Annotated in this window: 25 protein-coding genes and 1 pseudogene; 2 read left to right on the top strand and 24 right to left on the bottom strand. The window is 69.0% G+C overall.

Annotation, left to right across the window (positions count from 1 at the left end):
- Positions 1-130: 130 nt before the first annotated feature.
- The 3 genes from HUS23_10315 to rpe form a co-directional block, all read right to left on the bottom strand.
- Positions 131-1,624, bottom strand: coding sequence for an anthranilate synthase component I (locus HUS23_10315; protein QKT04176.1), 1,494 nt, complete (start codon positions 1,622-1,624; stop codon positions 131-133).
- 104 nt (positions 1,625-1,728) lie between these two features.
- Positions 1,729-2,427, bottom strand: coding sequence for a phosphoglycolate phosphatase (locus tag HUS23_10310; protein ID QKT04175.1), 699 nt, complete (start codon positions 2,425-2,427; stop codon positions 1,729-1,731).
- A 1-nt stretch (position 2,428) separates the two neighbouring features.
- Entirely contained in the window at positions 2,429-3,121 is a 693-nt protein-coding gene (rpe, locus tag HUS23_10305; protein QKT04174.1) for a ribulose-phosphate 3-epimerase, read from the bottom strand.
- A 186-nt stretch (positions 3,122-3,307) separates the two neighbouring features.
- Between rpe and HUS23_10300 the strand changes: the two genes are divergently transcribed.
- Positions 3,308-3,766 carry a CopD family protein gene (locus tag HUS23_10300; GenBank protein QKT04173.1) on the top strand — a complete coding sequence of 153 codons (459 nt, stop codon included), beginning with the start codon at positions 3,308-3,310 and terminating at the stop codon, positions 3,764-3,766.
- A gap of 86 nt (positions 3,767-3,852) precedes the next feature.
- On the opposite strand, the gene HUS23_10295 is transcribed toward HUS23_10300, so the two are convergent.
- Positions 3,853-4,395, bottom strand: coding sequence for an acyloxyacyl hydrolase (locus HUS23_10295; GenBank protein ID QKT04172.1), 543 nt, complete (start codon positions 4,393-4,395; stop codon positions 3,853-3,855).
- 274 nt (positions 4,396-4,669) lie between these two features.
- Positions 4,670-6,958, bottom strand: coding sequence for a copper-translocating P-type ATPase (locus HUS23_10290; GenBank protein ID QKT04171.1), 2,289 nt, complete (start codon positions 6,956-6,958; stop codon positions 4,670-4,672).
- A gap of 46 nt (positions 6,959-7,004) precedes the next feature.
- Here HUS23_10290 and HUS23_10285 point away from each other — a divergent pair, with 46 nt between their 5' ends.
- The gene (locus tag HUS23_10285; GenBank protein QKT04170.1) at positions 7,005-7,739 is read left to right on the top strand and encodes a hemerythrin domain-containing protein; all 735 of its coding nucleotides are present in this window, start codon (positions 7,005-7,007) and stop codon (positions 7,737-7,739) included.
- Between the two features lie 281 nt (positions 7,740-8,020).
- Here HUS23_10285 and HUS23_10280 read toward each other — a convergent pair whose 3' ends face one another.
- The 19 genes and pseudogenes from HUS23_10280 to cls all read right to left on the bottom strand — a co-directional run bounded on the left by HUS23_10280 (position 8,021) and on the right by cls (position 24,534).
- Positions 8,021-8,410, bottom strand: coding sequence for a DUF302 domain-containing protein (locus HUS23_10280; GenBank protein QKT04169.1), 390 nt, complete (start codon positions 8,408-8,410; stop codon positions 8,021-8,023).
- 158 nt (positions 8,411-8,568) lie between these two features.
- Positions 8,569-9,117 carry a periplasmic heavy metal sensor gene (locus HUS23_10275; GenBank protein ID QKT05040.1) on the bottom strand — a complete coding sequence of 183 codons (549 nt, stop codon included), beginning with the start codon at positions 9,115-9,117 and terminating at the stop codon, positions 8,569-8,571.
- A 216-nt stretch (positions 9,118-9,333) separates the two neighbouring features.
- A complete protein-coding gene (locus HUS23_10270; protein QKT04168.1) occupies positions 9,334-10,227 on the bottom strand; it encodes a universal stress protein in 894 nt (297 codons plus the stop codon).
- Between the two features lie 127 nt (positions 10,228-10,354).
- Complete coding sequence (locus HUS23_10265; GenBank protein ID QKT04167.1) at positions 10,355-10,858, bottom strand: cytochrome c; 504 nt, start codon at positions 10,856-10,858, stop codon at positions 10,355-10,357.
- Entirely contained in the window at positions 10,777-11,262 is a 486-nt protein-coding gene (locus HUS23_10260; GenBank protein ID QKT04166.1) for a cytochrome c, read from the bottom strand. The genes HUS23_10265 and HUS23_10260 overlap by 82 nt, the downstream gene beginning before the upstream one ends.
- A 16-nt stretch (positions 11,263-11,278) precedes the next feature.
- A complete protein-coding gene (locus tag HUS23_10255) occupies positions 11,279-12,154 on the bottom strand; it encodes a CopD family protein (protein ID QKT04165.1) in 876 nt (291 codons plus the stop codon).
- 4 nt (positions 12,155-12,158) lie between these two features.
- A complete protein-coding gene (locus HUS23_10250) occupies positions 12,159-12,518 on the bottom strand; it encodes a copper resistance protein CopC (GenBank protein QKT04164.1) in 360 nt (119 codons plus the stop codon).
- Positions 12,519-12,724: 206 nt separating this feature from the next.
- A pseudogene (locus tag HUS23_10245) lies at positions 12,725-12,844 on the bottom strand (urease accessory protein UreE).
- Positions 12,845-13,376: 532 nt separating this feature from the next.
- The gene (locus tag HUS23_10240) at positions 13,377-14,576 is read right to left on the bottom strand and encodes a porin (protein ID QKT04163.1); all 1,200 of its coding nucleotides are present in this window, start codon (positions 14,574-14,576) and stop codon (positions 13,377-13,379) included.
- Between the two features lie 9 nt (positions 14,577-14,585).
- Positions 14,586-15,980, bottom strand: coding sequence for a multicopper oxidase domain-containing protein (locus tag HUS23_10235; GenBank protein QKT04162.1), 1,395 nt, complete (start codon positions 15,978-15,980; stop codon positions 14,586-14,588).
- Between the two features lie 68 nt (positions 15,981-16,048).
- Positions 16,049-16,477 (bottom strand): hypothetical protein, encoded by a 429-nt coding sequence (locus HUS23_10230; GenBank protein ID QKT04161.1) that lies wholly within the window; start codon positions 16,475-16,477, stop codon positions 16,049-16,051.
- A 352-nt stretch (positions 16,478-16,829) separates the two neighbouring features.
- A complete protein-coding gene (locus tag HUS23_10225) occupies positions 16,830-17,315 on the bottom strand; it encodes a hypothetical protein (protein ID QKT04160.1) in 486 nt (161 codons plus the stop codon).
- A 16-nt stretch (positions 17,316-17,331) separates the two neighbouring features.
- Positions 17,332-19,872, bottom strand: a complete 2,541-nt coding sequence (locus tag HUS23_10220; protein QKT04159.1) for a heavy metal translocating P-type ATPase — start codon at positions 19,870-19,872, stop codon at positions 17,332-17,334.
- 202 nt (positions 19,873-20,074) lie between these two features.
- On the bottom strand, positions 20,075-20,272 hold the full coding sequence (locus HUS23_10215; protein QKT04158.1) for an SHOCT domain-containing protein: 198 nt from the start codon (positions 20,270-20,272) through the stop codon (positions 20,075-20,077).
- 54 nt (positions 20,273-20,326) lie between these two features.
- Complete coding sequence (locus HUS23_10210; protein QKT04157.1) at positions 20,327-20,560, bottom strand: thioredoxin family protein; 234 nt, start codon at positions 20,558-20,560, stop codon at positions 20,327-20,329.
- Between the two features lie 76 nt (positions 20,561-20,636).
- Positions 20,637-20,855, bottom strand: a complete 219-nt coding sequence (locus HUS23_10205) for an SHOCT domain-containing protein (protein QKT05039.1) — start codon at positions 20,853-20,855, stop codon at positions 20,637-20,639.
- 99 nt (positions 20,856-20,954) lie between these two features.
- Complete coding sequence (locus HUS23_10200; protein QKT04156.1) at positions 20,955-21,671, bottom strand: Spy/CpxP family protein refolding chaperone; 717 nt, start codon at positions 21,669-21,671, stop codon at positions 20,955-20,957.
- A gap of 52 nt (positions 21,672-21,723) precedes the next feature.
- Positions 21,724-22,605, bottom strand: a complete 882-nt coding sequence (locus HUS23_10195) for a universal stress protein (protein ID QKT04155.1) — start codon at positions 22,603-22,605, stop codon at positions 21,724-21,726.
- Between the two features lie 432 nt (positions 22,606-23,037).
- The gene (gene cls, locus HUS23_10190) at positions 23,038-24,534 is read right to left on the bottom strand and encodes a cardiolipin synthase (GenBank protein QKT04154.1); all 1,497 of its coding nucleotides are present in this window, start codon (positions 24,532-24,534) and stop codon (positions 23,038-23,040) included.
- Positions 24,535-24,547 lie beyond the last annotated feature (13 nt).

The raw sequence follows: 24,547 nt of genomic DNA, 5'->3' as shown, positions 1-24,547 counted from the left end.
CGGCGGGCGCCCGGCGGTCTAGCGCTCGCCTTGCCCGTCCAAACCCGCCTCGGCAACGTGTGCGCGACCCCGACCGCGAGCACGAGCGGCGCGGCGCGGCGCGGCGAAGCTGAACGCCGGATGAGGCGCTTCAGCGGCGCGCGGACAGGCCCGCCTCGGCTAGCGCTACCGCGCGGAACATCGCGCGCGCCTTGTTCATAGTCTCCTCCCACTCGCGCGTCGGATCGGAGTCGGCGACGATGCCGGCACCCGCCTGCACGTGCAGGGTGCCGTCCTTGATCACGGCGGTGCGGATCGCGATGGCGGTGTCCATGTTGCCGCCCCAGCCGAGATAGCCCACCGCGCCGGCGTACACGCTGCGCTTGACCGGCTCGAGCTCGTCGATGATCTCCATGGCGCGGATCTTGGGCGCCCCGCTCACAGTGCCCGCGGGAAAGGTGGCGCGCAGCACGTCCAGCGCCGACTGACCGGCGCGCAAGCGCCCGACCACGTTGGACACGATGTGCATCACGTGCGAGTACCGCTCGATGGTCATCCGCTCGGTGAGGTGCACGCTGCCGATGTCGGCGATGCGCCCCACGTCGTTGCGGCCGAGATCGATGAGCATGAGGTGCTCGGCCAGCTCCTTCGCGTCGGCCAGCAGATCCAGCTCCAGGGCGCGGTCCTCTTCGTCACTCTTGCCGCGTGGGCGCGTGCCGGCAATCGGGCGCACGGTGACCTCGCCCTCCTCCAGGCGCACCAGGATTTCCGGGGAGGAACCCACGATGTGGAAGTCCTCGAGATCGAGGTAATACATGTACGGCGAGGGATTGAGGCCGCGCAACGCGCGGTAAAGGTCCAAGGGCCGGGCACGCAGCGGCACCGACAGGCGCTGCGAGAGCACCACCTGCATCACGTCGCCCGCGGCGATGTACTCCTTGGCCCGGCGCACCGCCGCCTCGAAGCCGTCCTGCGTGAAACCCGACACGAAATCGCTCTCGCCCACCTCGGCGGGAGGTAGCACGGCATGGGCGGGGAGCGGCGCATCCATTTGCGCCACGAGGTCGTCGAGCCGCGCCTCGGCGCGCGCATAGGCATCCGGGGCGCCAGGACCGGGACCGGGGTCGGCGTGCACGATGAGGTGGGCGCGGCCGCTCAGGTTGTCGAACACCACCAGTTCGTCGGAGACCATCAGGAGGATGTCGGGGGTCTCCAGGCGATCGGGCAGGTCGCAGTGGGCAAGCCGCGGCTCGACATAGCGCACGGTGTCGTAGCCGAAGTAGCCCATCAGCCCGCCCGTGTAGCGCAGCGGCCCCGCCACGGGCGCCACCCGGTAGCGCGCGGCGAAGGCTTCGATCCAGGCCAGCGGGTCGGCCACGCGTTCGCGCTCCGTCTCCCGGCCCGCGACATGCACCGTGACCTCAGGACCGCGCACGCGCAGCACGGTGCTGCACGGCAGGCCGATGATGGAATAGCGGCCCCACTTCTCCCCGCCCTGTACCGATTCGAGCAAATAGGAGTACGGGCCGGCGGCCAGCTTCAGGTAGGTGGACAGCGGCGTGTCGAGATCGGCGAAGATCTCGCGCACGACAGGAATACGGTTATAGCCCTGGGCGGCGAGGGCGTCGAATTCAGCAGCATTCATGAGGGTGTCCTGCGGTTGCGACGTACGAGGCGATGGCGACGGTTCGACTCACCGCCGCCATCGCCCGCCTCGCCGCTGCATCCGCCGGACCATCATCGACTGCCTCAGGCCTGCGCCGCGCGCGCCGGCGCCCCGCCCAACAGGCCTTCGAGCTCGGCCATGGAATCGATGACCGCGTCCGGCTCGGCATCGCGGATGTCGCGCCCGTGGTTGTAGCCGTAGCTCATGCACACGATCTGGAAGCCCGCCGCGCGCGCGGCCTTCACGTCGCTCACCGAGTCGCCCACCATCAGCGCCTCGCCCGGCTCCACGCGGAAGAACTGCGCCGCGTGCAGCAGGGGCATCGGGTCCGGCTTCTTGCGCGGCAGCGTGTCGCCGGACAGCACGATGGAGAAGCGGTCGAAGACGCCGAGATCCTTCAGCAACGGTTCGGTGAACTGGGCCGCCTTGTTGGTGACGCAGCCGAGCGGATAGCCGGCCCGCTGCAGATAATCCAGGCCCTCCATCACGCCGGGATAGAGCCGGCTGCGCTTGCTGGTGTTGTCGGCATACAGCGCCATGAAGATCGGATAGGCCTGCTGATACTCGGCCTCGTCGGGTTCGCCGTCGAGCTGACCGATCAGGGCGCGGCGCACTAGGCGCTCCACCCCGTTGCCCACCCACTCCCGCACCTTGGCATCGCCGTGGGGCGGACGCCCGAGGCGCTGCATCATCTGGTCGACGCAATACGCGAGGTCCGGCACGCTGTCCACCAGCGTGCCGTCCACGTCGATGAGGACCATCTTCGGTTTGCGCAACCCCATGCTACTTGCGCGCGCCCTCGAGCTGCTCGCGCATGGCGCGCACCACGCTGTCGTAGCGGTGCGCATCGCCGTCCTGGCCCGCGTTGAAGATGGCCGAACCGGCGACGAAGGTGTCGGCGCCCGCCTCGGCGATCTCGCGGATGTTGTCGACCTTCACGCCGCCGTCGATCTCCAGGCGGATGTTACGGCCGCTCTCGTCGATCATGCGGCGCGCCTCGCGCAGCTTGTCGAGCGTGGCGGGGATGAAGCTCTGGCCGCCGAAGCCGGGGTTCACCGACATCAACAGCACCATATCCACCTTGTCCATGACGTACTTGAGATAGTCGAGCGGTGTGGCGGGGTTGAACACCAGGCCGGACTTGCAGCCGTTGTCACGGATGAGCTGCAGGCTGCGGTCGATGTGATCCGAGGCCTCGGGGTGGAAGGTGATGTAGGTCGCGCCGGCCTTGGCGAAGTCCGGGATGATGCGATCGACGGGCTTGACCATCAGGTGCACGTCGATGTCGGCCGTGATGCCGTCCTTGCGCAGGGCTTCGCACACCAGCGGGCCGATGGTCAGGTTCGGCACGTAGTGATTGTCCATCACGTCGAAGTGGACGATGTCGGCGCCGGACGCCAGGACGTTGTTCACCTCTTCGCCCAGGCGAGCGAAATTGGCCGACAGGATGGACGGCGCGATCTTGTAGTCTGCCATGCGATGGCCCTCTAAAGTCATTCGAGCCCCGGCCGCAACAGGTCGGGACGCCCCAAAAGAACACCACACTTTACCGCAACCGCGCGGCACCTGCCTACCCCGCGCCGGCGCCGCTATACTGGCGCCTGCGCCACACGCGCGGCCGCACGCGATGCCGCTACGCCAGAACAACAAACCGGAGGTTCCATGTCCCTCGCCATCACGCTGCACGTCCTGGCCGCCATCCTCTGGGTGGGCGGCATGTTCTTCGCCTATATGTGCCTGCGGCCCGTGGCCGCCACCCTGCTCGAACCGGCGCAGCGCCTGCCGCTGTGGAGCCAGGTGTTCGGGCGCTTCTTTCCCTGGGTGTGGGCGAGCGTGATCGCGCTGCCGGCGACCGGCTTCTACATGATCTTCGCGGTGTTCGGCGGGATGGGCAACGTGGGGCTGTACGTGCACGCCATGACCGGCCTGGGGATCGTGATGATCATGATCTACCTGCACGTCTACTTCGCGCCCTACCGCCGCCTGCAGCGCGCGGTGGCGGCGGCGGATTGGCCCGCGGGCGGCAAGGCCCTGGGGCAGATCCGCTTCCTGGTGGGCCTGAACCTGATCCTGGGGCTGGTCACGGCGGCCATCGCCACCGGCGGACCGTACCTGTACTAGGCAGTCTTCACTAGAAGGCGGTCGGAACGGGAGATGGTTCGAACATGGGGCAGGGACGCCTCACCCGCACACCGATACACCACCCGTCAGAACCAGTACCCGAACCGCACCATGTGGAAGTTGATGCCGGGGTTGGGGTGCTTGATGCCGCCGTTGGAGAAGTGGATGAGGCGGTAGCCCACCTCGCCGTTGGCGCGCGCGCCGAAGCGTAGTCCCACGCCCACCAGGTCGCCGAACTGAAACGAGGTCGACATGTCGCGCCCGCCGATGCGCGGGCTGGACAGGAGGTGCGCCCCCACGGCGGCCTCCACGTAAGGCACGGTGCGCCCGGAACGCGCCAGCCGCAGCACCGGCGTCAGGCCGACGTCGTGGCCCGGCTGCGGCCGCTGGCGGTGCTCCCACTGGCCGACGGCGAACTCCAGGTGCGGCTGAAAGGACCAGCGGCTGCCCTGCCAGACGGACCAGCGGGGCAGGTCCCAGTGCAGCGCGAGGCGCTGCATCTGCGCCTCCCCTTCCCAGCTGTCGGCGCCGACCACGGTCAGGCCGTCCATTCCCCATGGCCCCTGCGCCGCCGCGTCCCCGGCGAGCAGCAGGGCCGCCGCCACGATCCCCCATTTGGCACGGTTCATCTCGCCCCCCTTCCTTGAGTCGCGCCCAACTCAAGAATGGCAGACTCGGGGCAAGATGCATGCCGTCCAGATCTGCCGCACGGATGTGATGCGCGTCACATTCTGCGCGCGAGCGAGCCCGCCGCGCAAGCGGCGTGGAGCGACGGGGATAGAGAGCTAACCGACTGAGATAACGGGCGAACCCGGTTCGCTTAGCGCCGCGGCCCGGCCAGCCAGAACCACCACACGATGCCGCCGATCAGCGCCAGCCCGCCGAGATTGACCAGCCAGTCCATCAGACCCGCTCCTGGGGCTGGAAGAAGCGCAGGCGGTTGGCGTTGGTCACCACCGTGACCGAGGACAGCGCCATGGCCGCGCCGGCGATCATGGGGTTGAGCAACAGGCCGGTGGCGGGCCAGAGCACGCCGGCGGCGATGGGGATACTGAGGGTGTTGTACATGAAGGCGCCGAATAGGTTCTGCTTGATGTTGCGCACCGTGGCGCGGGAGATGGCAATGGCGTCCACCACCCCGTGCAGGGAGCCGCGCATCAGGGTGATGTCAGCCGACTCGATGGCGACATCGGTGCCGGTGCCGATGGCGAAGCCCACATCGGCGCGCGCCAGCGCGGGCGCGTCGTTGATGCCGTCGCCCACCATGGCCACCACCTCGCCGCGTCCCTGCAACTCGGCCACCTTGTCCGACTTGTCCTGCGGCAGCACCTCGGCGAACACCTCGTCGATACCGACCTCGCGCGCCACCGCCTCGGCCGTCTCGCGCCGGTCGCCGGTAACCATCACCACCTTGAGACCCAGCCGGTGCAGGCGCGCGATGGCCGCCTTGGAGTCGTCCTTCACCGGATCGGCCACCGCCACCAGGCCGGCCGCGCGCCCGTCCACCGCGAGGAACATGGGCGTGGCGCCCCGGCCGGCCAGGGCAAGCGCCTGCTCGCGCAGGTGGCCGAGGTCCACGCCCCGCTCACGCATCAGGCGCTCGTTGCCGAACAGCGCGGCGCGGCCCTCGACGCGGGCCGCCACGCCGTGCCCGGCAATGGCCTCGAAGGCCTCGCCGGCCGGCGCCTCCAAGCCGCGGTCCTGCGCGGCGGCGAGCACGGCCTCGGCCAGCGGGTGCTCCGAGCCGCGCTCCACGCCGGCGGCCAGGCGCAGCACCTCGGCCTCCTCGAACCCGGGCGCGGCGATGATCTCGGTGACGCGCGGCTGCCCCGCCGTGACGGTGCCGGTCTTGTCCAGCATCACCGCCGTGAGCCGGCGCGCCTGCTGCAGCGCCCCGCCGTGGCGAATGAGCACGCCCGACTCGGCGCCCTTGCCCACCCCGACCATCAGCGAGATGGGCGTGGCGAGCCCCAACGCGCAGGGGCACGCGATGATGAGCACCGTCATGGTGGTGACCAGCATGAACGGCGCGCGCGGCTCGGGGCCGAGGTTGTACCAGACCAGTAGCGTGATCACCGCGATGATGAGCACCGTCGGCACGAACACGGCAGAGACTTTGTCGACCAGGCGCGCGATGGGCGGCTTGGAGCTCTGCGCCTGACGCACCATGTCCACGATGCGCGCCAGCGCCGTGTCGCGACCGATATGCGTCGTGCGAAACAGAAAGGTACCGGACTTGTTGAGCGTCCCGCCGATGACGGTATCGCCGCTGCCCTTGGCCACCGGCAGCGGCTCGCCGGTCAGCATGGACTCGTCCAGCGCCGAGGCGCCGTCCAGGATCACCCCGTCCAGCGGCACCTTCTCGCCGGGGCGCACCCGCACCGTCTCGCCGAGCCCCACCTCGGCGATGGGCACGTCCTGCTCCTTGCCGTCGCGGATCACGCGCGCGGTCTTGGGCTGCAGGCCGATCAGGCGGCGGATGGCTTCGGAGGTGCGCCCGCGCGCGCGCAGCTCCAGCGCACCGCCCAGACTCACCAGGGCGATGATGATGGCGGCCGCTTCGAAGTACGGGTGACGCGCCTCGGCCGGCACCAGGCCGGGAAACAAGACGATCAGCGTCGAGTAGACCCACGCGCTGCCGGTGCCCAAGGCGATCAGCGTGTCCATGTTCGCGCTGTGCGACCAAAACGCCTTCCACGCGCCGGTGAAGAAGCGCTGCCCCGGCCCAGCCAGCACGTACAGGGTGAGCAGGCTCATCACGCCCCAGAACAGGCGCCCGGCGCCCGTCTCCAGGGTCGGGAACCAGTGCAGCATGTCGCCCGTCATCAGGAAGGCGCCGATGGCCCCCGCAATGGCGACGTCGCGCAGCAGGCGCTTGTAGCGGGCCTGTTCCTCGGCCTCCTTGGCTTCCTCGTCGGCCGCCGTACGCAGCTCGGCCGCCTCGTAGCCCGCCTTGACCACTGCCTCGATGAGCGAGGGCACCGGCGCATGGCCCTTCACCTGCGCGGTGTGCTCGCCGAAGTTGACGGTCACCTCGTCGACCCCCGGCACGGCGTTCAAGGCCCGCTCCACGCTGGCCACGCAGCCCGCGCAACTCATGCCGCCCACCGACAGGCGCACCACGCGCGCCCCCTCGGGGCCGCTCAGCCCGGCGGCGGGTTCCTCGTAGCGATCCTCGACTGTCTGCTGCATGGCTACCGTCTGTACCCCGTATAATGAACGCCCCACCGGATTCAATATGAGAGCGCCCGTGTCCGAAACAAGCCTCACCATCGACCTGCGCGAGCGCGGCGAGCTGCCGCCACACGCCTACGCCTTTTACCGGCTGCGCGAGTTGGCGCCGGGCCAGCAGGCCCGGGTACTCGCCGACGAGGAGCCGCGCCTCATCATGGAGAGCGTGAGCCTGCAGCTACGCCACCACATCCACTGGGAAGTGGTCGAGCAAGGCCCGCCGCTGTGGACGGTGCTGGTACGCCCCCGCGACGAAGTGGCGGCCCGCACGCTCATGGACCTGCTCGCGCGCGACCATGAGCGGCTCGACAAGTTGTTCGCCCAGGCGCTGCACAAGGTCAATGCCGGCGACGTGGCCGGCGCCGCGCCGCTGCTCAAGGAGTTCGCCACCGGGCTGCAGCGCCACCTGCACGCCGAGGACGAAATCCTCGCGCCCGCCTTCGTCGGACCGCGCGACCCGAGCGGCAGCGACCCCACCTCCACCATGCTGCGCGAGCACCGCGACATCCGCGAGCAGGTGGTATTGCTCGAGTCCTATTTCGACGACGACGCGCTGCCCGAACCGAGCGAAGTGGCGCCGTTCTTCGGCATCCTCTCCGGCGTCCTCGCCAAACATGAGACCCGCGAGGAACTGAACCTGTTCCCGCAATGGGATATGGCCCTCAAGAAGGGGCTGGACGAGGCCGGACGCGACGCCCTGGTGGAGCGCATCCGCGCCATCCTCGAAGGGCGCGAGGCCTAAGGGCCGATCGGCGCCTCTCGCCCGGCCCTTTGTGCCGGGCGCATCCTGGCCCGGCCCCTGCGGGCGCGCTTCGCGCGACCGAATCCGCTCCCGTCGGATTCGTCTCGGAGGGAGAGGAAGAGGCGTAGGGCGCATTAAGCGACAGCGCAATGCGCCGGCTGCGCTTGTGGCCGGCACACAGGGCGCACAGTCGGCACCTCGAGCCTCGCGCACCACGCCTCATACGCAAGCGCCGTCGCGGCCGCGAGGCCCCTGGCGCAATGCGCTGCGCTTATTGCGCCCTACGCCGCGATGGCGTCGCGCACCCGCTCGAGCCGCTGGCGCACCTCCATACCGAGCTTGGTGATCTCATCGCGCCCGACCAGGTGCAGCACGGCCTCGGGGTCCATGAACCCGACCGTCACCGAGCCGTTTTCCTCCTCGCGCACGATCACGTTACAAGGCAGCAGCAGGCCGATGTCGGGTTCGGCGTCCAGCGCCTGGTTGGCCAGGCTCGGGTTGCAGGCGCCGAGGATCTTGTAAGGCCGCTTCTCGATGTTCAGCTTGGCCTTCAAGGTCGCCTTGACGTCGATCTCCGTCAGCACACCGAAACCCTCGCCCTTGAGCGCCTCGGTCACCCGCTGCACCGCGTCGTCGAAGCTGGTGTTCAGGTTCACATCGAATCCGTACATGCCTTCTCCTTATCGTGTGACAGTCACATGCAGCCGCGCATTGTCGCATACCCGCGCACAGCGCCCGAAACACGCGGCGCGCGCCAAGTCAGCGAGCCCATCCGGGCGAGCCGGGGGTTCTCGGTGTCCCCGGGCGCGCCCGGAGGTCCGCCGCTGGATCAGGGCTCGACCGGCATGTCCTCCATGCCGGGCATCCACATCGGCCCCATGCCCGGGCCCATCATGCCCATGCCTGAACCCATGCCGCCGCCCATCATGCCGCCGGGCCCCATCATGCCCATGCCGCCCATTCCACCCTGGCCCATCATGCCCATGCCGGGGCCGCCCATCATTCCGCCAGAGCCCATCATGCCCATGCCGCTCGCGCGCATCTCGCGCAGCGCCTCGCGCTGCTCGTCGCTGAGCACGGCACGCATCTTGTTCGCCGCCTCCACGCGCGCTTCGATCATGGGCCGCTGCAGTTCGGCGATGCGGGCGTAGGCCTCGCCAATGGCAGCCGGATCGCGCTCCTCGGCGAGCCACAGGTCACGCAGATCCTCGCGCGCCTCCATCAGCTTGCCCTGCGCCTCCCATTGTTCGCGCTGTAGATCGCGCCGGATCTGGCGCATCTGCTGCTGTTGCTCCGCGGTCAGGTTGAGCGCGGCCATCCCCATCCCCTGGCCTTGACCCATGCCGGGGCCCATTTGGCGCTGACCCTCCGGCCCCATGCCGCGCTGGCCCATCATCCCGGGGCGCCCGGGCTCGGCGGGCGCCTGCGCCGCCTGCGCGACCAGCGCCTCATCGCCCAGCGCCGCCGCAGCAAACGGCGCCGCCGCGGCCAACGGTCCTGCCGCCAGGGTCAGCGCCGCGATCGCCCCCATCGTCCACATCGTCCGCATCCTGCTCATGCCGTACCTCCTTCTTGCGTGTACTACCTGCTCCGGTCACGCCTCCTTGGCGGGATAGGCCGCCACCGGCACCGTGACCACCGGGCACGGCGATTGGCGCACCAGCGCCTCCACCGTCGCGCCCATCAACGCGCGCACCACCAGTCCCTTGCGGCGCGCGCCGATTACCACCAAATCGACATCCTCGCGCCCCCCCCAGCGCAGCAGGGCCTCGGCCGGGAGCGGCTCCTCGACCACCACCGAGACCGTGCCGAGTTCACGCAGCTCGGCCGGCACCAGGCGCCACAGACGCGCCTCCAGTCCTTCCTTGAGGATGTCCGTGTAGTCCTGGCGCGCGGCGATGTTCAGCCCTTCCAGCGCATGCACCAGCGTCAAGCGCGCGCCGTGCTTGCTGGCCAGCATCAGGGCGTACTCCATGATGGGCCCATCGGTCTCCGGATCGAACTGCACCCCCACCACCACATGCTCCAGGCGGCTGTTGAGGTGCTGCTTGTCCGGGCGCGCCATGGTGAGCAGCGGAGCGGGCAGACTGCGCAGCAGCCCTTCCGCGGTGGAACCGAGCAACCAGCGGCGCAGCCCCTGGCGGCCGTGCGTCGCCATCACCACCAGGTCCGCCGACCAGCGCTGCGCGAACTCGCGCACCGCTGGCGCCACCGGCCCCTCCACCACGGCCAACTCCGCCGGGACTTCGGCCGCCTCGGCGCGCGCCCGCAGAGCGCCGAGCTTGGCATCCGCCTCGCGGCGCACGCTGCGATACAGCTCGTCCAGATCCAGCGTCTCGCTGTAGACCCCTGCAAGCTGCGCATACAGGGAATGCAGAAAGGCGACCCGCGCCTTGAGCCGCTGCGCGAGCTGCAGCGCATACTCGGCCGCCGCCTCCGACGCGGGGCTGAAGTCGACCGGACAAACGATGCGCTCGATCTGTTTCATCACAACCTCCTTCCACACGTGCCCGGAACTGCCGGCTCCACCACGGAGGCGCCGCCCCGGCCGCGATCAGCATGTTGGCACAGCATAGGCGCCCGCAGGCGATGTTTCTTGAGGCGCCGCAAGCGCCTCAAAATATGCCTGCCTCGCGCTGCAGCGTGCGGATGTAGACGATGATCTGCGCCATATCCTCGACCTCCAGGCCCTCGACCGGCGGCATATCGCCGAACTCCCAATGGTGCGCGCGCACGCCGTCGCGCATGGCGATGAAGAAGGCGAGGTCCGAATGGTGACTCGGCTCGTAGACCTTGTGCACCAGCGGCGGCCCCTGATCGGTGCCGCTGCCCCGCACGCCGTGACACACCACGCAGTTGTTCTCGAACAGGCTCTGGCCGCGCGCGAGATCGGGCACGAACTCGGCTTCCTGCTGCGCGTGTTGCGCCTGATTCGCACCCGATGCCGCAGGCGGTGCGCTCGCCGTCTCCTCCGACTGGCCGCAGCCCGCCAACAGCAGCGCGCCCGCCACCACGGCGCCCCAGATAAGTGTCTTGCTCAATGTCGTCTCCCGGTTTCCCCGCGCGCGCGTGCGCGCTGATCGATTTCGTGCCAGGCCGCGTACACCTCGTCCGGCCATAAGGTAATGAACCACATAATGATGCTGTCGATCTCCTCCTCGCTCAGCACGTCATTCCAGGCGGGCATGCGCCCCTCACCGGGGCGGCTGCCGTGCTGGATGATGTCGCGCAGCTCGCTCCAGGGGTGATGCCAGGCGTGCGCCGTGCCGTTCAGCGGCGGGGGCGGGAACATGCCCTGCTCATCGCGATATCGCCAGTTCGGATCACCCTCGGCGCCGGCACCGTGGCAAGTGGCGCAGTGTTGCTGAAACAGTGTGCGCCCGAGTTCCACGCGTTCCTCGGGAAAATCGCGCGGTGGCACCGGCCGCTGGTCCCACGCCACCGGCTCGTCGTCGCCGCAGGCGGCGAGCAGCAGCGCGCCCGCCAAGCCGAGCGCGAGGCGCCCGCGTTTCACTGCTCTCATATCGTCTTCTCCCACATCATGTACCGGACGGCGAGGTGAACGTCGTCATGCCGGCGGTCACAACCACGATCCCCAGCACCAGTGCCACCTCCCAGCGGATCGAGGTACGCAGCCGCGCCGCCGCCACCGCGGAACCGCGTGCAACGGCCGGCGACAGACGCAGCTTGTTGTGGGCCGCGAACCCCAACAGGAGCGCCACCAGCGCGACCTTGACCATCAGCGTCTGGCCGTAGGGTTCCGCGAACAGCGCCGAAAAGTCGTCGAGCAGCAGCACGGCGAGACCAACCCCCGCCAGCACCAGGGCGCCCACCACCCACGCCGCGAGGCGCCCGAAGCGCTCCAGAAGCGCACCGGCGCGGCGACGATCATCGGCCGCGCTGATGCGGTGCAGCGGCATCAGCGCCCCTATCCAGAACGCGGCCGCCAGCACATGGATGCCGAGCAGGCCGGCCAGCGCCCAGCGTGGCTCGCTCAGGCTGTGGCCCACCTGCGTGAACGACACGGCCACCAACAGCGCGCCCACCGCAGCCAGCCACCGCAGGCCCCCTGTTCCCAGCACCAAGGTGGCAATCAGCAGCAAACCAAGCACACGCACGCCGACCGCCGTCCCGAGCGCCCCTTCCACGACCAGCCGAACGAGCATCGGATCGCGCGCCGCCGCGAACGTCCCGCCGCCGAGGAAGCCTGCCTGAATCGGCAGCTGCAACAGCGTAAGCAGCACCGCAAGCAGTGCCACACCCGCCGTGGTCCTGCGCACATAGCGCCGATGGGCGGGCTCGAGGTCGGCAAACGCGAGCAGAAACAGCGCGCCACCGGCCGCCGCCAGCGCGGTGAGGTAGGCGGCCGCGGTGACTACCCAAGCCAGGGCGGCAAAACCGCCGGGTTCGACCACGGGCCTACTCTACCGTGAAGGTGAAGGTGTCGCGCATGGCATGCCCGTCGGGCGCGAGTCCGCGCCACTCGACCACGTACTGGCCGGCAGCCAGTGCGGGCGGGCGCGCCTCGACCCGCGTCACCGGACGCATTGCATCGTCGCGCGCCAGCTCGATGGGTTCTCCGTCGGCATCCCGCAACACCAGGCTGGTAATCCGCATCGGCGAGTCGAAGCTCATTGCGATGACGGGCGGCGAACCCTGCACCACCGCGCCGTCGGCGGGCTCGCTCTCGGTCTTCAACGCGTGCGCGAACAGCTGCATCGGCAACCACAGCGCCGCGACCAAACCGACACCCAAATAGTTCCTGCCTTGTCGTTTCATGATTCAACCTCCTCGGCAGCGTCCGCGCCCGCCCGCAGCGGGCCGGTCGCCGCCATGCATCAATGCGCGTGCTCGCCGTGCGCGCCGCTCCCCGTCGCCGACGGGGCATCCGCAGCGCCATGACCCTCGCCGCCCCCGTGGTCGTGACCGTGGTCCCCATGCCCGTCGGGGGCTGTGCCATGACCGCCTGCCCCGGCCGGTTCTCCGTGCCCGTGGTGGCCGTGATGCCCATGCTCATGGTGTTCATGGTGTCCGTGACCCCCATGGCCGTGGTCATGGTGTCCGTGGCCGCCGTGGCCGCCCGGTGCCTGCGCAACGCCCACAAAGGGCAAGCCCTCCGGTTGCGCCTCGCAGGCCTCGCGCGTCGCGCGGTCCACCATCACGCGCGACGCGTCGAGGCTGGCGCAGACCTCGCGCGCCTCGACCTCACCCACGAAACGAAAGGCATGCGCCTCGCCCGGCACGGGAATCATCACCCAGCGGTTCTCGGCGTAGGGTTCTGGATTGTCACGCCCGATGTAGGACCAGGGGCCGTCCGTGACGGCGGCCGCACCGTGGCCGTGATGATCGTGAGCCTCTCCGCCGGGCGCGCCATGACCCTCATGCCCGTGCGGCTCGTCGTGCCCCGGATGCATCTGTTCGCTCGGTTGGCCGTGGTCCATGTGGTGGTCGTGCTCGTGCGGATCATGCCCTCCGGGTGCCGCAGGAGCGGCCTGCGGGGCACTCTGCGGTGCTGCCTCGTGGGCGCCGTGGTCGTGCGCCTCCTGCGCCAGTGCCGGGGCGGCGAGCGCGAGACTCGCCGCCATGACCCAGCCGGCGGGCGCCCAATTCAACCTGTGGTTCGTGTTCCGGTTCATCTCAGTGACCTCCCCGGCGCGGACCCACGTCGCGCACCATGTCGTGTTCCAACATCAGGATCGAATCGCGTTGGCCGACGTGCTTGTTGAGCGTGTAGTCGAGACTGAACACCAAGCCCGCATAGACGCGGTGCTCGCTGCCGCCGCCCAAGCCGTCGTCGCGGTCCGTGTATCGGTACTGGGCGACCAGATCGACACCGCGTCCGAGCAGATAGGCGAAGCTCGGCGCCACCGCCCAGGTGGTCGCGTCGTCGAACTCGGTGTAGTCCTTCCAAGCCGCGGTCAGCGCCGCCTGCCAGCGTGTCTGCAGCCACGGCCGATGACCGTAGCGCAGCGAAGCGACCACCGCGTTGCTGCGCGCCTGTGCGCGATCGACCTCCTCGGCCAGCGTGGCCACACCGTCGACGCCGCGCGTGTGGATGCCCTGCAGATCCAGGTTCCAGCTCGCCTCGGGGTTGTTGTTGAGGTTAAAGGTCGCGCCGAGGAGGTACGCGTCCTGATTGCCGGCGTCGTGCTCCTGGCGGTCCCAGCCCACAGCGAGGTAACGTAGCCCGCGCTCGAACCTGATCGCCTCGGGCACGTTGTAGCCGAGTTCGAGGTTCCAGCTATTGAAGTTCGCGCTGGTCTCGCGCCCGTCGCCCTCCGCATCGGTCTCGGTGCGCGCCACCGCCGCGGCGCTGGCGTACAGGCGCTGCGTGGGGAAGAACCAAGTGCCCTGAATCAGGCCGCCGTACAGGTCGTATTCCTCGGCCGCGTGGCCGGCGTGGTTGAACACGTTGCCGACGTGGGTGAACTCCAGCAGGTCGTCGTCGCGCAGCGTGGGGAAGCGCACCAGGGTGTTGGGCATCTGCGTGCGCCCGAGCAACACCTCGTAGCGCGGCCCGCCCACACCCACGTGCATCTGGTGCAGGTACAGATCTGAGCGCACCGCCGCCTCGTCCTCCGGGACCTTGAAGCCGAAGTTAGCGAAGCCGTAGTTGCGGTCGTCGAACAGGTATTTGGAGAAGCCGAACAACAGGCTGGAGTCGGACAGGTCCAGTTCGGTGTCGCGCGCGCCGTTGTCGGTCCAGTTGCCGGTGACCAGCGCGCGCCCGCCGATGTCCACCTGCGGCGGCACGTGCGGGTCGATCTCCAGCGCCGAGGCCTGGCCCGCGGCGGCCAACAGCAGGCTGCCCGCGGCGTAGCTCACATAACGTTTCATGGCGGCCCCCTATTGGTTGATCGAGATGGACGGGACGTAGGGCGGCTCGCCCATGTCCTCGTACTCGAGCATGGTGATCATGCCGCCCGGGTAGACCATGTTGTTGGTCGCCTGCAGCTCGTTGTGGTCGTGGAAATCCCAGAAGCCGGGGTTGTCGCCGTATACGATGAGGTCGAAGGTCTTGCCCGGCGTCACGGGGATGGTGTTGCAGCGCTTGTAGTACGGCAGCGGGTTGCCGTCCTCGGCCACCACCCAGAACTGATGCCCGTGCAGGTGCATGTGGTGCGTGCCGAAGCCGCCGTTGATGAGGCGGATGCGGATGTACTCGCCCTGGCGGATCTTCAGATGCCCCTGCTCCATGGTGGCGGGAAAGGCCTTGCCGTTGATGGCGAAGAAGCGCGGTTTGACCTCCGGCACCTCAGCCATGCCGCGCGTGTAGGGCGGGCGCCAGCCGTCCTCGATCGACTTCAGAAACTCTTCGTAATTGCGGAAGAAGCCGTGCGTGACGTGCGACAAGCGCCGCTGCGCCATCAGCGCGTTCACCCGCTTCATGCCGCGCAGCACCTCGTTCATGTGCTCGCGCGCGAAGTTCACGTCGAAGGCCTCCAGCACCAGCGTGTAGTCGCGCGTGTAGGGGAAGTCCCGCCGGATCGGGTCATTGGGCGAGTCGATGATGAACGCCCCGTGCAGGCCGGCCATCAGATGCAGCGGCGTGCCGAAGTGGCAGTGGTAGAAGCGCGTGCCGTGCGGGCGCGCCTGGAAGCGGTAGGTGAACACCTCCTCCGGGTGGATCGGGTCCTGGGTCGCCATGGGCACGCCGTCCATGGTGTAGATGAGGTCCACACCGTGCCAGTGGATGGTGTGCATCTCCTCGGTCTTGTTGACCACGTTGACCTTGATCCAGTCGTTCTCCTGCACGCGGAACACCGGCCCCGGCACCTGATTATTGAAGGCGAAGGCCGGCATTTTCACGCCCGGCAGGATCTCGTGCTCGATGAGGTCGAAGGTCATGTCGAACTCGCGGTAGTCCACCGCGTCGTCCGGCGGTGCGCCTGGCGGCTGGGTGTGCGCGCCGCGCATGTCGTGGTCGGGCATGAACATCATGGAGCCACGCCCGCCCTCGTGGGCATGGCCGGGCGCGGCCGGCGCGCCGGGCACACCGGGGGTGGTGGGCGCACCGGGGACGGCAGGCGCCGCACCGTGGCCCGCGTGCGGGTCCGTCTGGGCGTGCGCGAGGCCGGTGCTGGCCGCGAGCACGCCGCCCGCGGTCGCGGCGGCGCTACGCAGGAAGCGGCGCCGGTCGGCGTTCGCCGCCCCACCTGTCGACTCAGGGGTCGACGCAAGGTTCGACTTGGGGGTCGCGTCGGCCACCGGCCGCCGCGGGGTCTTGTCGCTGTCTTTCATGGAAACGCTCCATAGCTACAGGAAACGCGGGCGCGAGCCCACGTACTGACCGCGAGGCGCGGGACGCCTCAGCTATGGAGCGTTTTGGGTGGTCGAAGCTCGGCGCCGACCGTGCGGCCGGCGGCGGAATGCGCCGGCATCGGTTCGAAACCGGAGTGGGAAGGAGTATCAGCGGTCGCGACCGCGAGGAGCGCTCCCGACTGCGCGCAGGGACAGCACAGGCTGCCGCAAGCGACACCGTCGCACGCGCCGGTGCAGACATGCCCGGCCGGTTCGGTGTCCGCCAGCGCGCCGTGGTCGTGATGCGCGTGCGGCTCGTGACCCATGCTTGGCCGGTCGTCGCCGTGGGCATGGGCGTGATGATCGTGCGCGCCGTGCGCCGCCGACTGCGTCGCCGCGGGCGGCTGCACCTCGCACACGATGGCGCCCGCGACCGCCGACTGCAGCGGTGCGCCGAAGGCCAGCGCGAGAATCACGAGTATGTGCAGCATGCGCATAATGGAGTCAGCATATCTCCGCCCTGTATGGCGCGCAAGCGAAGGGGCGGGCGTTCACAGCACCCCGCACTATAGCCCCGGCATCAGCGGGGCTTCCGTCCCGCCGCTTGGGCTGCACCACCTGCGGCGGCCGCAGATGCGCCAACATACGCTCCATCTCCACCTCGGTCTGCCACCGGACGGGCGCGTTCGGATCCCGCGGTGCCTCGCGGCCACGGCCACGGCCACGGCAGGACCCGGCCGTCGCTGTTCCACGTGCGCTACCTTGGCCCCCGCCTGCGCTGCAGGTGCCTTCGACACTCCCGACATACGTTCGCCCGCCGCGGGGGATGACGAACCTCGGCGCTGGCGGCTAGCCGTTCGGGTGCTCGTAGGTGAACTCGACCGTGGCAGGCGCACCGTCGCGCGGTCGCACAACGTCCACCCGGATGCGGTAGGTACCGTGCCGAAGCGTGAAGTAATTGCCGTAGGTCACGGTGTCGCCGATCGTCATGGGCTCGAGCGGCTGCCGCACCTCGCCCAAGCCAAGCGGTGCGACGCGCGCCTCGACGCGGGCATCGCGGACCTGTTCACCCGTGTCGGCGTCGAACACCGCCACCATAACGTGGAACGCGTGTCTGCCCCGCGGCACCCCGCCATGCATCTCCTCCTCGCCCGGATGCGCCTCGTGGCGGCCTTCAACCATGGCAGCGGGTACTACACCCAGGTACACGACCAGCCCGTCCGCGCTCTGGTAGCCGCCGTTCGCGCCAACGCTCGGCGCCGCCGCGCTGGCGCAGACGAGCCCGCCCCACAGCAGCACGGCGGCAAGCGTGCAGGAATAGGGATGTGTGCTCATGGTCATCCTCCGGGGGTTATCGTCGCTCGGTGAGCGTCGCGCGCTTGAGCAGCAAGGAGTTGCCGATCACCGACAGCGAGCTGGTGGTCATGGCGATCACGCCGATCATGGGGTGGAGCAGGCCGACCGCCGCAATCGGAATGGCCGCCACGTTGTAGAACCAGGCCCAGAACAGGTTCTGCAGGATCTTGCGAAACGTGGAGCGCGACAGGCGCACGGCCTCGACCACCTTGGTCAACTCGCCACGCACCAGCGTGACGTCCGCGGCTTCGATGGCCACATCCGCCCCCGCGCCGATGGCGATGCCCACGTTGGCCTGCTTGAGCGCCGGTGCGTCGTTGATGCCATCACCGACCATGGCGACCCGTTCACCATGCTTGGCCTGCAGGGCGCGCACTGCATCGACCTTGCCCTCGGGCAGCACGCCCGCCAGCACCTCGTCGATGCCGACCTGAGTGGCCACGTGACGCGCGGTGCGCTCGTTGTCGCCGGTGATCATCACCGGGTGCACCCCCATCGTCTTGAGAGCTTCGATGGCGGCGCGGGAGTCGGGCTTGAGCGTATCGGCCACCGCCACGATGCCGGCGGCGCCCTCCTCGATTGCCACCAGCATGGCGGTCTTGCCCTCGCTCTCCAGGCGCGTGAGGATCGCGTCGAGCTCCCCGAGGGCGATGCCCGCCTCGTCGAGCAGGCGGCGGCTGCCGACGCGCACCAGGCGACCGTTCACGCGGCCCTGGACGCCGCGGGCAGTGAGGGCGCGAAACGCGTCCACCTTGGCCGGCTCGATGCCACGCTCGCGCGCGCCCTGCACGATCGCCTGACCGAGCGGATGTTCCGAGCCCGCCTCCACCGCCGCGGCCGCGGCGAGCACCTCCCCTTCCTCGAAGCCTTCCATCGCCACCACCTCGGTGAGCGAAGGCTCCCCTTTGGTGATGGTGCCCGTCTTGTCGAGCACGATGACCTTGATGTCCTTGAGCGACTGAATAGCCTCACCCGAACGGATCAGCACGCCGCGCTCGGCGCCGAGGCCGGACCCGACCATGATGGCGGTCGGCGTGGCCAGCCCCAATGCGCAAGGGCAGGCAATCACCAGTACGGCGACCGCGGAGAGAATGCCCACCATCAAGGGGCTGAGTTCGGGGTTCACCCAGGGCAGAAACGTCGCGCCCCACACCAGGACCGGGCGCAGCGCGTCCGCGAACAGCAACCACATGCCCAGGCTGCCCAGGCTGATGAGCAACACCGCGGGAACGAAGCGCCCGGTGACCCGATCGGCGAACTCCTGGATCGGGACCTTCGAGCCCTGGGCCTGCTCGACCAGGCGGATCACCTGCGAGAGAAAGGTGTCCGCGCCCACGCGCGTCGCGCGCAGCGTGAGCAGCCCCTCCTTGTTGAGGGTGGCGCCCAGAACGGCCTGCCCCGGCCCCTTCTCCACCGGCACGGACTCGCCGGTGGCGATGGATTCGTCCACATGACTCGCGCCCTCCACCACCTCGCCGTCGGTGGGGATCTTGGCCCCCGGGCGCACCCGCATCAGATCCCCGACGTGCAAGTCGGCCACCGGCACCTCGACCTCGCGCCCGTCGCGCAGGACCGTTGCCGTCTTGGCGCCCAGTGTGAGCAGCTTCTTGATGGCCTGCGAGGCCCGCCCCTTGGCGCGCGTCTCCAGGTAGCGGCCCAACATGTGGAAGGTCATGATGGTAGCCGCCATCTCGATAAACGAGGTCATCGGGTAGAGAAAGCCGATGAGCCCAATGAGATAGGGCGGTGCACTGCCCATGGAGATCAGCACATCCATGTTGGCGGTGCGGTTGGTGAGCGAGCGCCAGGCCGAGCGGTGGGTGGCCAGCCCACCTTCCATGAACACCACCGGGAAGGCGAGCAGCGCGACGATGGCGAGGTAACCGGGCACCGGCACCCACAACATGTGCACCATCATCAGCACCATGATCAGGCTGGCCGGCACCGCGGCGACCCACACGCGCCGCCAGGCTTGCGCAAGGTAGCGCTCCTCCACGCCCTCGCCGGCGTCCGGGCTCGGCGCGACCCGCCCTACTTCGACGGCGGCCACCTCGTAACCGGCCCGCTCCACCGCCGTGCGGAGTGCGTCGCTGTTCGTCCGCGCGGCGTCGAAGTCCACCGTCACGCGGTGCTGCGCGATATTGGTCTCGATACGCTCGATGCCCGGCAAGCGCTCGAGGGAGCTGCGCACCAGCCCCGCGCAGTGGTCGCTGCCCATGCCGGGGACCGTGAGCCGGACCTGTCCGGCGGCCGGGCGCGCCTCGGGGGTCGCGATACCCACCACTTCGTAGCCGGTCCGCTCCACCGCCGCCTTGACACGCTCAGCGCTAACCAGCCCCGGATCGACCCGCACGCTCACCTTGTGGCTGCCCACATTGGTCTGCACCGCGTACACGCCCTCCAGGCGCCGCAGGGAGGTGGTGATGAGCCCGGCGCAATGGTCGCTGCCCATGCCCGGCACGGCGAGTTCGACCACGCTCTGGCCGGTGCCAGCCACGGGTTCTGAAGCGGGTGCGTATGCGTCACTGCGGTTCATCCAGACTCCTCATGGCGCACCAGGCATCGACTGTCGGCGCGCCCTCCAGGCAAGGCCGAGCGGCAACCGCATACCCCAGTGGGCCGATGATCCCGGCAATGTGCGGCCCGGTGTGGAGCGCCATCGCGATAGAGGCGCCGACGACCAACGCGGACGGGACGCCGGTGACGCCGCCCGCCGGTTCACGCCAGGGGATGCTTTCTCACTGGCGCTCCCTTAGGAGATCTTCCCGCTTCTGCAGGTACTCCTCGCGCGATATGTCGCCGCGCGCATCGCGCTCGTCCAGCAACTCGAACGCGGCCTTGGGCGCCTCCTGTGCCGACGTCTCTGCCTGCCAATGACCGTCCCGATGCATGCCGCCCGCCCACGCAAGGGCGACCACCACCATGAGCACAAGCATCGCGACACCGACGTCTCCCCGCTGATTTCGCCCTCCCATCGACCAGCCCTCCCTTCATGGCTTGCGCTTCGCGAAGAAGCTGCGCAACTCGCCCTCGCTCGGCTGGTTCCGAAACACGACCTGATCGTCGAGCACCAGGTTGGGCGAGTGCCGTATGGCATACTGCTGTATGACCTCCGGGCGCTCCTCCACGATGACCAACTCGTAGTCGATATCCAGGTCACGCAGCTCCCGCTCAAGATTGGGCCGGTGCGTGCATGTGCGCGTTGCGATCACTTTGACGTCCATGTCCATCCTCCACGGCCAGACCAGTTGCAGAAAGCCGCCGTCAAGGGCGCCTGTGCAGCTCACGTGAGACGGCGACTCAGCCGTCGTGGCCTAAGGTGCGCTTGCGCTCCTCATACTCATCCTTCGAGATCTCGCCCTCGGCATACCGCCGCTGCAGAATTTCGTACGGGGTTTCGCGCCGTGCCTCGCGGCGTCCGGAACCTTGCAGTAGCGCAAAGATCACCCCCACGATTAGCACGACCCAAAACAACCACCACAGCGCGTGCATGCCGAAGCCCCAACCGTCGTAACCCATCATCACCGCCACCTCGTCGAACCCATGCGTGCCAAGCGAACTCCCGCGGCCGCCACTCCGGCCGCGCGGTCCCGCAGGAGCAGCACCGGCGCTTGCCTCTCAGCGCGCCTCGCCCTCCAACAGGACCCCCAGGTCGGGCATCCCCATGTCGGGGCCCATCATGCCCATGCCGGAACCCATGCCGTGGTCCATCATCCCTCTGGCACCCATCACGCCCTCCATGCCCCCCATGCCTCGCCGCATCTCCCGCAGCTTCTCGCGCTGCTCGTCGGTGAGCACGGCATGCATCTCGTTGCGCGCCTGCACGCGCGCCTCGATCACCGGCCGCTCCAACTGCGCCGCCCGCTCGTGCGCCTCGCCGATAGCGGCGGGATCCGGGCGCTCGGCCTGATGAAGCTCGCGCAGATCCTCACGCGCCTCGATAAGCTTGCCCAAGGGGTCCCACTGCTGCCGATGCAGATCGCGCCGGATCTCGCGCAGCTGCTTCTGCTGCTCCGGGGTCAATTCGAGCATGGCCGCGAGGTTCCTACCGCCCCTCATCCCCATGCCGTCCTGGCCCATCATGCCCATGCCGTGGCCCATCATCCCCATGCCCGGGCCCATCATGCCCATGCCGTGGCCCATCATCCCCATGCCCGGGCCCATCATGCCCATACCGCCCGGGGCGCTATCGGGCGCCTGCTGCTGGGGCGCTTGCTGCTGGGGCGCCTGGGGCTCGGCGTGGTCATGGCCGTGTTGATCCGCCAACAGCGCGGGCGCAGCCGCCGCCAGCGCCACACTCAACACGCCAGCCGTCATCATCCTGTGCATCATCATGACAGTACTCCCTTTCTGCGAATCGACGCCCGACGCTTGCGGGTGCCGCAAACTAAAGAGATGCTCCCGCCGTGCCACAGGGCACGGTCAGCACCGGGCAGGATGCGGCGCACAGCAGGCGCTCGACCGTCGCACCCGCCAGCAAGCGAGCCTGGGGTTCGCGGGGGCGCGCGCCCAACACCAACAGATCGACGTTCTCGCGCGCCGCCCAGTCGAGCACGCGTTCGCCAAGGCGCCCCGGCTCGACCGACACCTCCACCCGCCCCTGCACCTCATCCGGCAAGGCCGCCGCCAAACGCTGCGCCAGTGCGTCAACCAGCACCTCTTCGTAAGGGCGACGCGCGCCGACGCCCAGCTCATGCATTACGTGCAGCACCGTGAGGCGACCGCCACGCAGCGTCGCGAAGCGCGCCGCCGCCTCGAGCACGGACGCCTGCGGCGCGAGTGGAAAATCCACCGCCGCGACCACGTGCGCCAAGCGGCTGCGCGCTTGCTGCTCTTGCGCTTGACCCAGGGTCAGCAGCGGCACCCTCAGCCCCTGTAGCAGGTCCAGCGCGGCGGAACCCAATACCCATCGGCGCACGCCGCGCCGCCCGTGGGTCGCCATGACAACCAGATCCGCCGGCCAAGCGCCGATCGCCGCCTGCAACTCCTGCGCCACCGGGCCCTCGCGCAGGATCGTCTCGGTAGGCACGCCGCTCGGCCCCAGGCGCACCTGCAGCCGCTGCATCCGCGAAAGCGCCTCACCGCGCATCGCGGTATAGAGGGCATCAAGATCCAAGTTCTGGCCGTAGGATCCAGCCGGCTCGGCGTACACTGCATGGACCAAGCCGACGGTGGCGCCGAGGGGCTGCGCGATAGCGGCGGCATAATCCGCCGCCGCTTCGGACGCCCGTGAGAAATCCACCGGGCATAAGATGCGCTGGAGGTTCATGACGGCCTCCGGGCAATGCGGGTGTTACATCTCTTCAGTAAAGTCGGTCACCCGCCCCTGCGCCACCGCGCCGCCGTTCGATCGTGCCGGAATGCCTTTAGCGCGCGGCGCGGACTTGGACCTTGCGCAACTCCGCAGCGCGAACAGCTTGGCCACAACACGTGAGTAGATCAGGGCGGTTCCGTGACAGGGTGATCCTCCTCGTAGGCGCGGCCGGCCCTAGGGCGATCCTCAGTCGCAGCAACCTGGCTGGAGATAAGCGGCACATGGCATGGCGGCGCTTTGAGCGCGTTATACAGAACAGTCTGCCAGCGCGGGACGGAGGACTTCCCGCACGCAGATCACGCAGCGAGTGTCCAATCGCCGTAACCGAGGGCGGACATGCGTCGGACGCGGCGTGCAACCTCGCCGGCAATCCATTTCAACGCCCAATCACAGGACTGGCGCGAAGAGGTAAGCGGCGCGCGCCGCCACGCGGTGCCAGAAGCCCTGGCCTTCGATGTCGACGGGTGTCATGCGCCGCGCGCGGGCGAAGTCGGCCTCGAACATGGCCGCCACGTCCTGCGCGAAGGACGCATCGTGCACCAGCGCGGTGACCTCGAAGTTGAGGCGCAGGGAACGGTTGTCGAGGTTCACGGTGCCCACCCCGGCGCCCAGGTCATCCACCACGAAGGCCTTGCCGTGCAGAAAGCCGTCTTGGTAGCGGTACACCTGCACACCGGCATCGAGCAGCGGGCCGATGAAGGCATAGGCTGCGTAATACGTGAGCACGTTGTCGGGGCGCTCGGGGATCAGCACGCGCACGTCCACGCCGCTCAGCGCCGCCAGCTTGAGCATGCCGAGCACCCCCTCGTCGGGCACGAAATAGGGGCTGGCGATCCACACCCGCTGGTGCGCGGCGTGAATCACCTGCTGCATCATCAGGCTGGCGGTCTCGAAGCGGTCGGCAGGGCCCGAGGGCAGGATCAGCACCGGCGCACCGTCCTCGGCACGGCGCACCGGCGCCCACGCCAAATCGAGGATCTCATCCGTGGCCCAGTGCCAGTCCTCCAGAAACACCTGCTGCAGCGCGAGCGCGGCCGGCCCTTCGATGCGCAGATGGGTATCGCGCCAGGGCAGCGCCGCGCTGCCCAGGTATTCGTCGCCCACGTTCAAACCGCCCACCCAAGCCTGCGCGCCGTCGGCCACCACGATCTTGCGATGGTTGCGGAAGTTGAGCTGGAAACGGTTGCCGCGCCCGCGCGTGGAGTGGAACCAGTGTACGTTGACCCCCGCCTCGCGCAGCGCCTGGGTGTAACTTGCCGGCAAGGCATAGCTGCCGATCTCGTCGTACAGGAAATACACCTGCACGCCCGCGCGCGCCCGCTCGATCAGCCGCGCCTGCAGGGCGCGCCCCACCTCGTCGTCGCGCACGATGTACGACTGCACCAGCAGGTAGCGCTCGGCCGCGGCAATGCCCTCGAACAGGCTGTCGAAGGTCGCCTCGCCGTCGACCAGGAGGTCGACGCGGTTGCCCGCCAGGAACGGCCACTTGGCCAGCCGCTCGACGCCCAGGAAGTGCTTGTCGGGGTAGGCGGTCTCGAAGCGGTGTGCCCACAGCGCGTCCGTCTTGGGCAACAGCGCCTGCGCGAGCGCCGAGTCCTCGTCACGGCGGGCGATGACGTAGCCCTGGAACTTGCTGCGCCCGAACACCCAATAGGCCGGCACGGCCACATAGGGCATGGCGTTCAGCGACACGATCCAGGCCACCGCGCCCTGCGGCGTACGGGTGGACATCAGCGCGTCCAGCGAGGACACGAAACCGATCAGGTGCGCGAGCGCCGCGACCACGAACCAGCGCCGCCAACGGCGGCGGGCCGGGGCGCGCTTAGCTGCCCGCACCTCCTCTGCCGCGGCGGCTTGCGGGTTCGTCGTCCGGTCGTGCGTCATGGCCGGCTAGTGT

This window comes from Ectothiorhodospiraceae bacterium 2226 (assembly GCA_013348725.1).
In the GTDB taxonomy this organism is placed as follows: domain Bacteria; phylum Pseudomonadota; class Gammaproteobacteria.
This window is presented reverse-complemented; position numbering and strand designations above follow the sequence as displayed.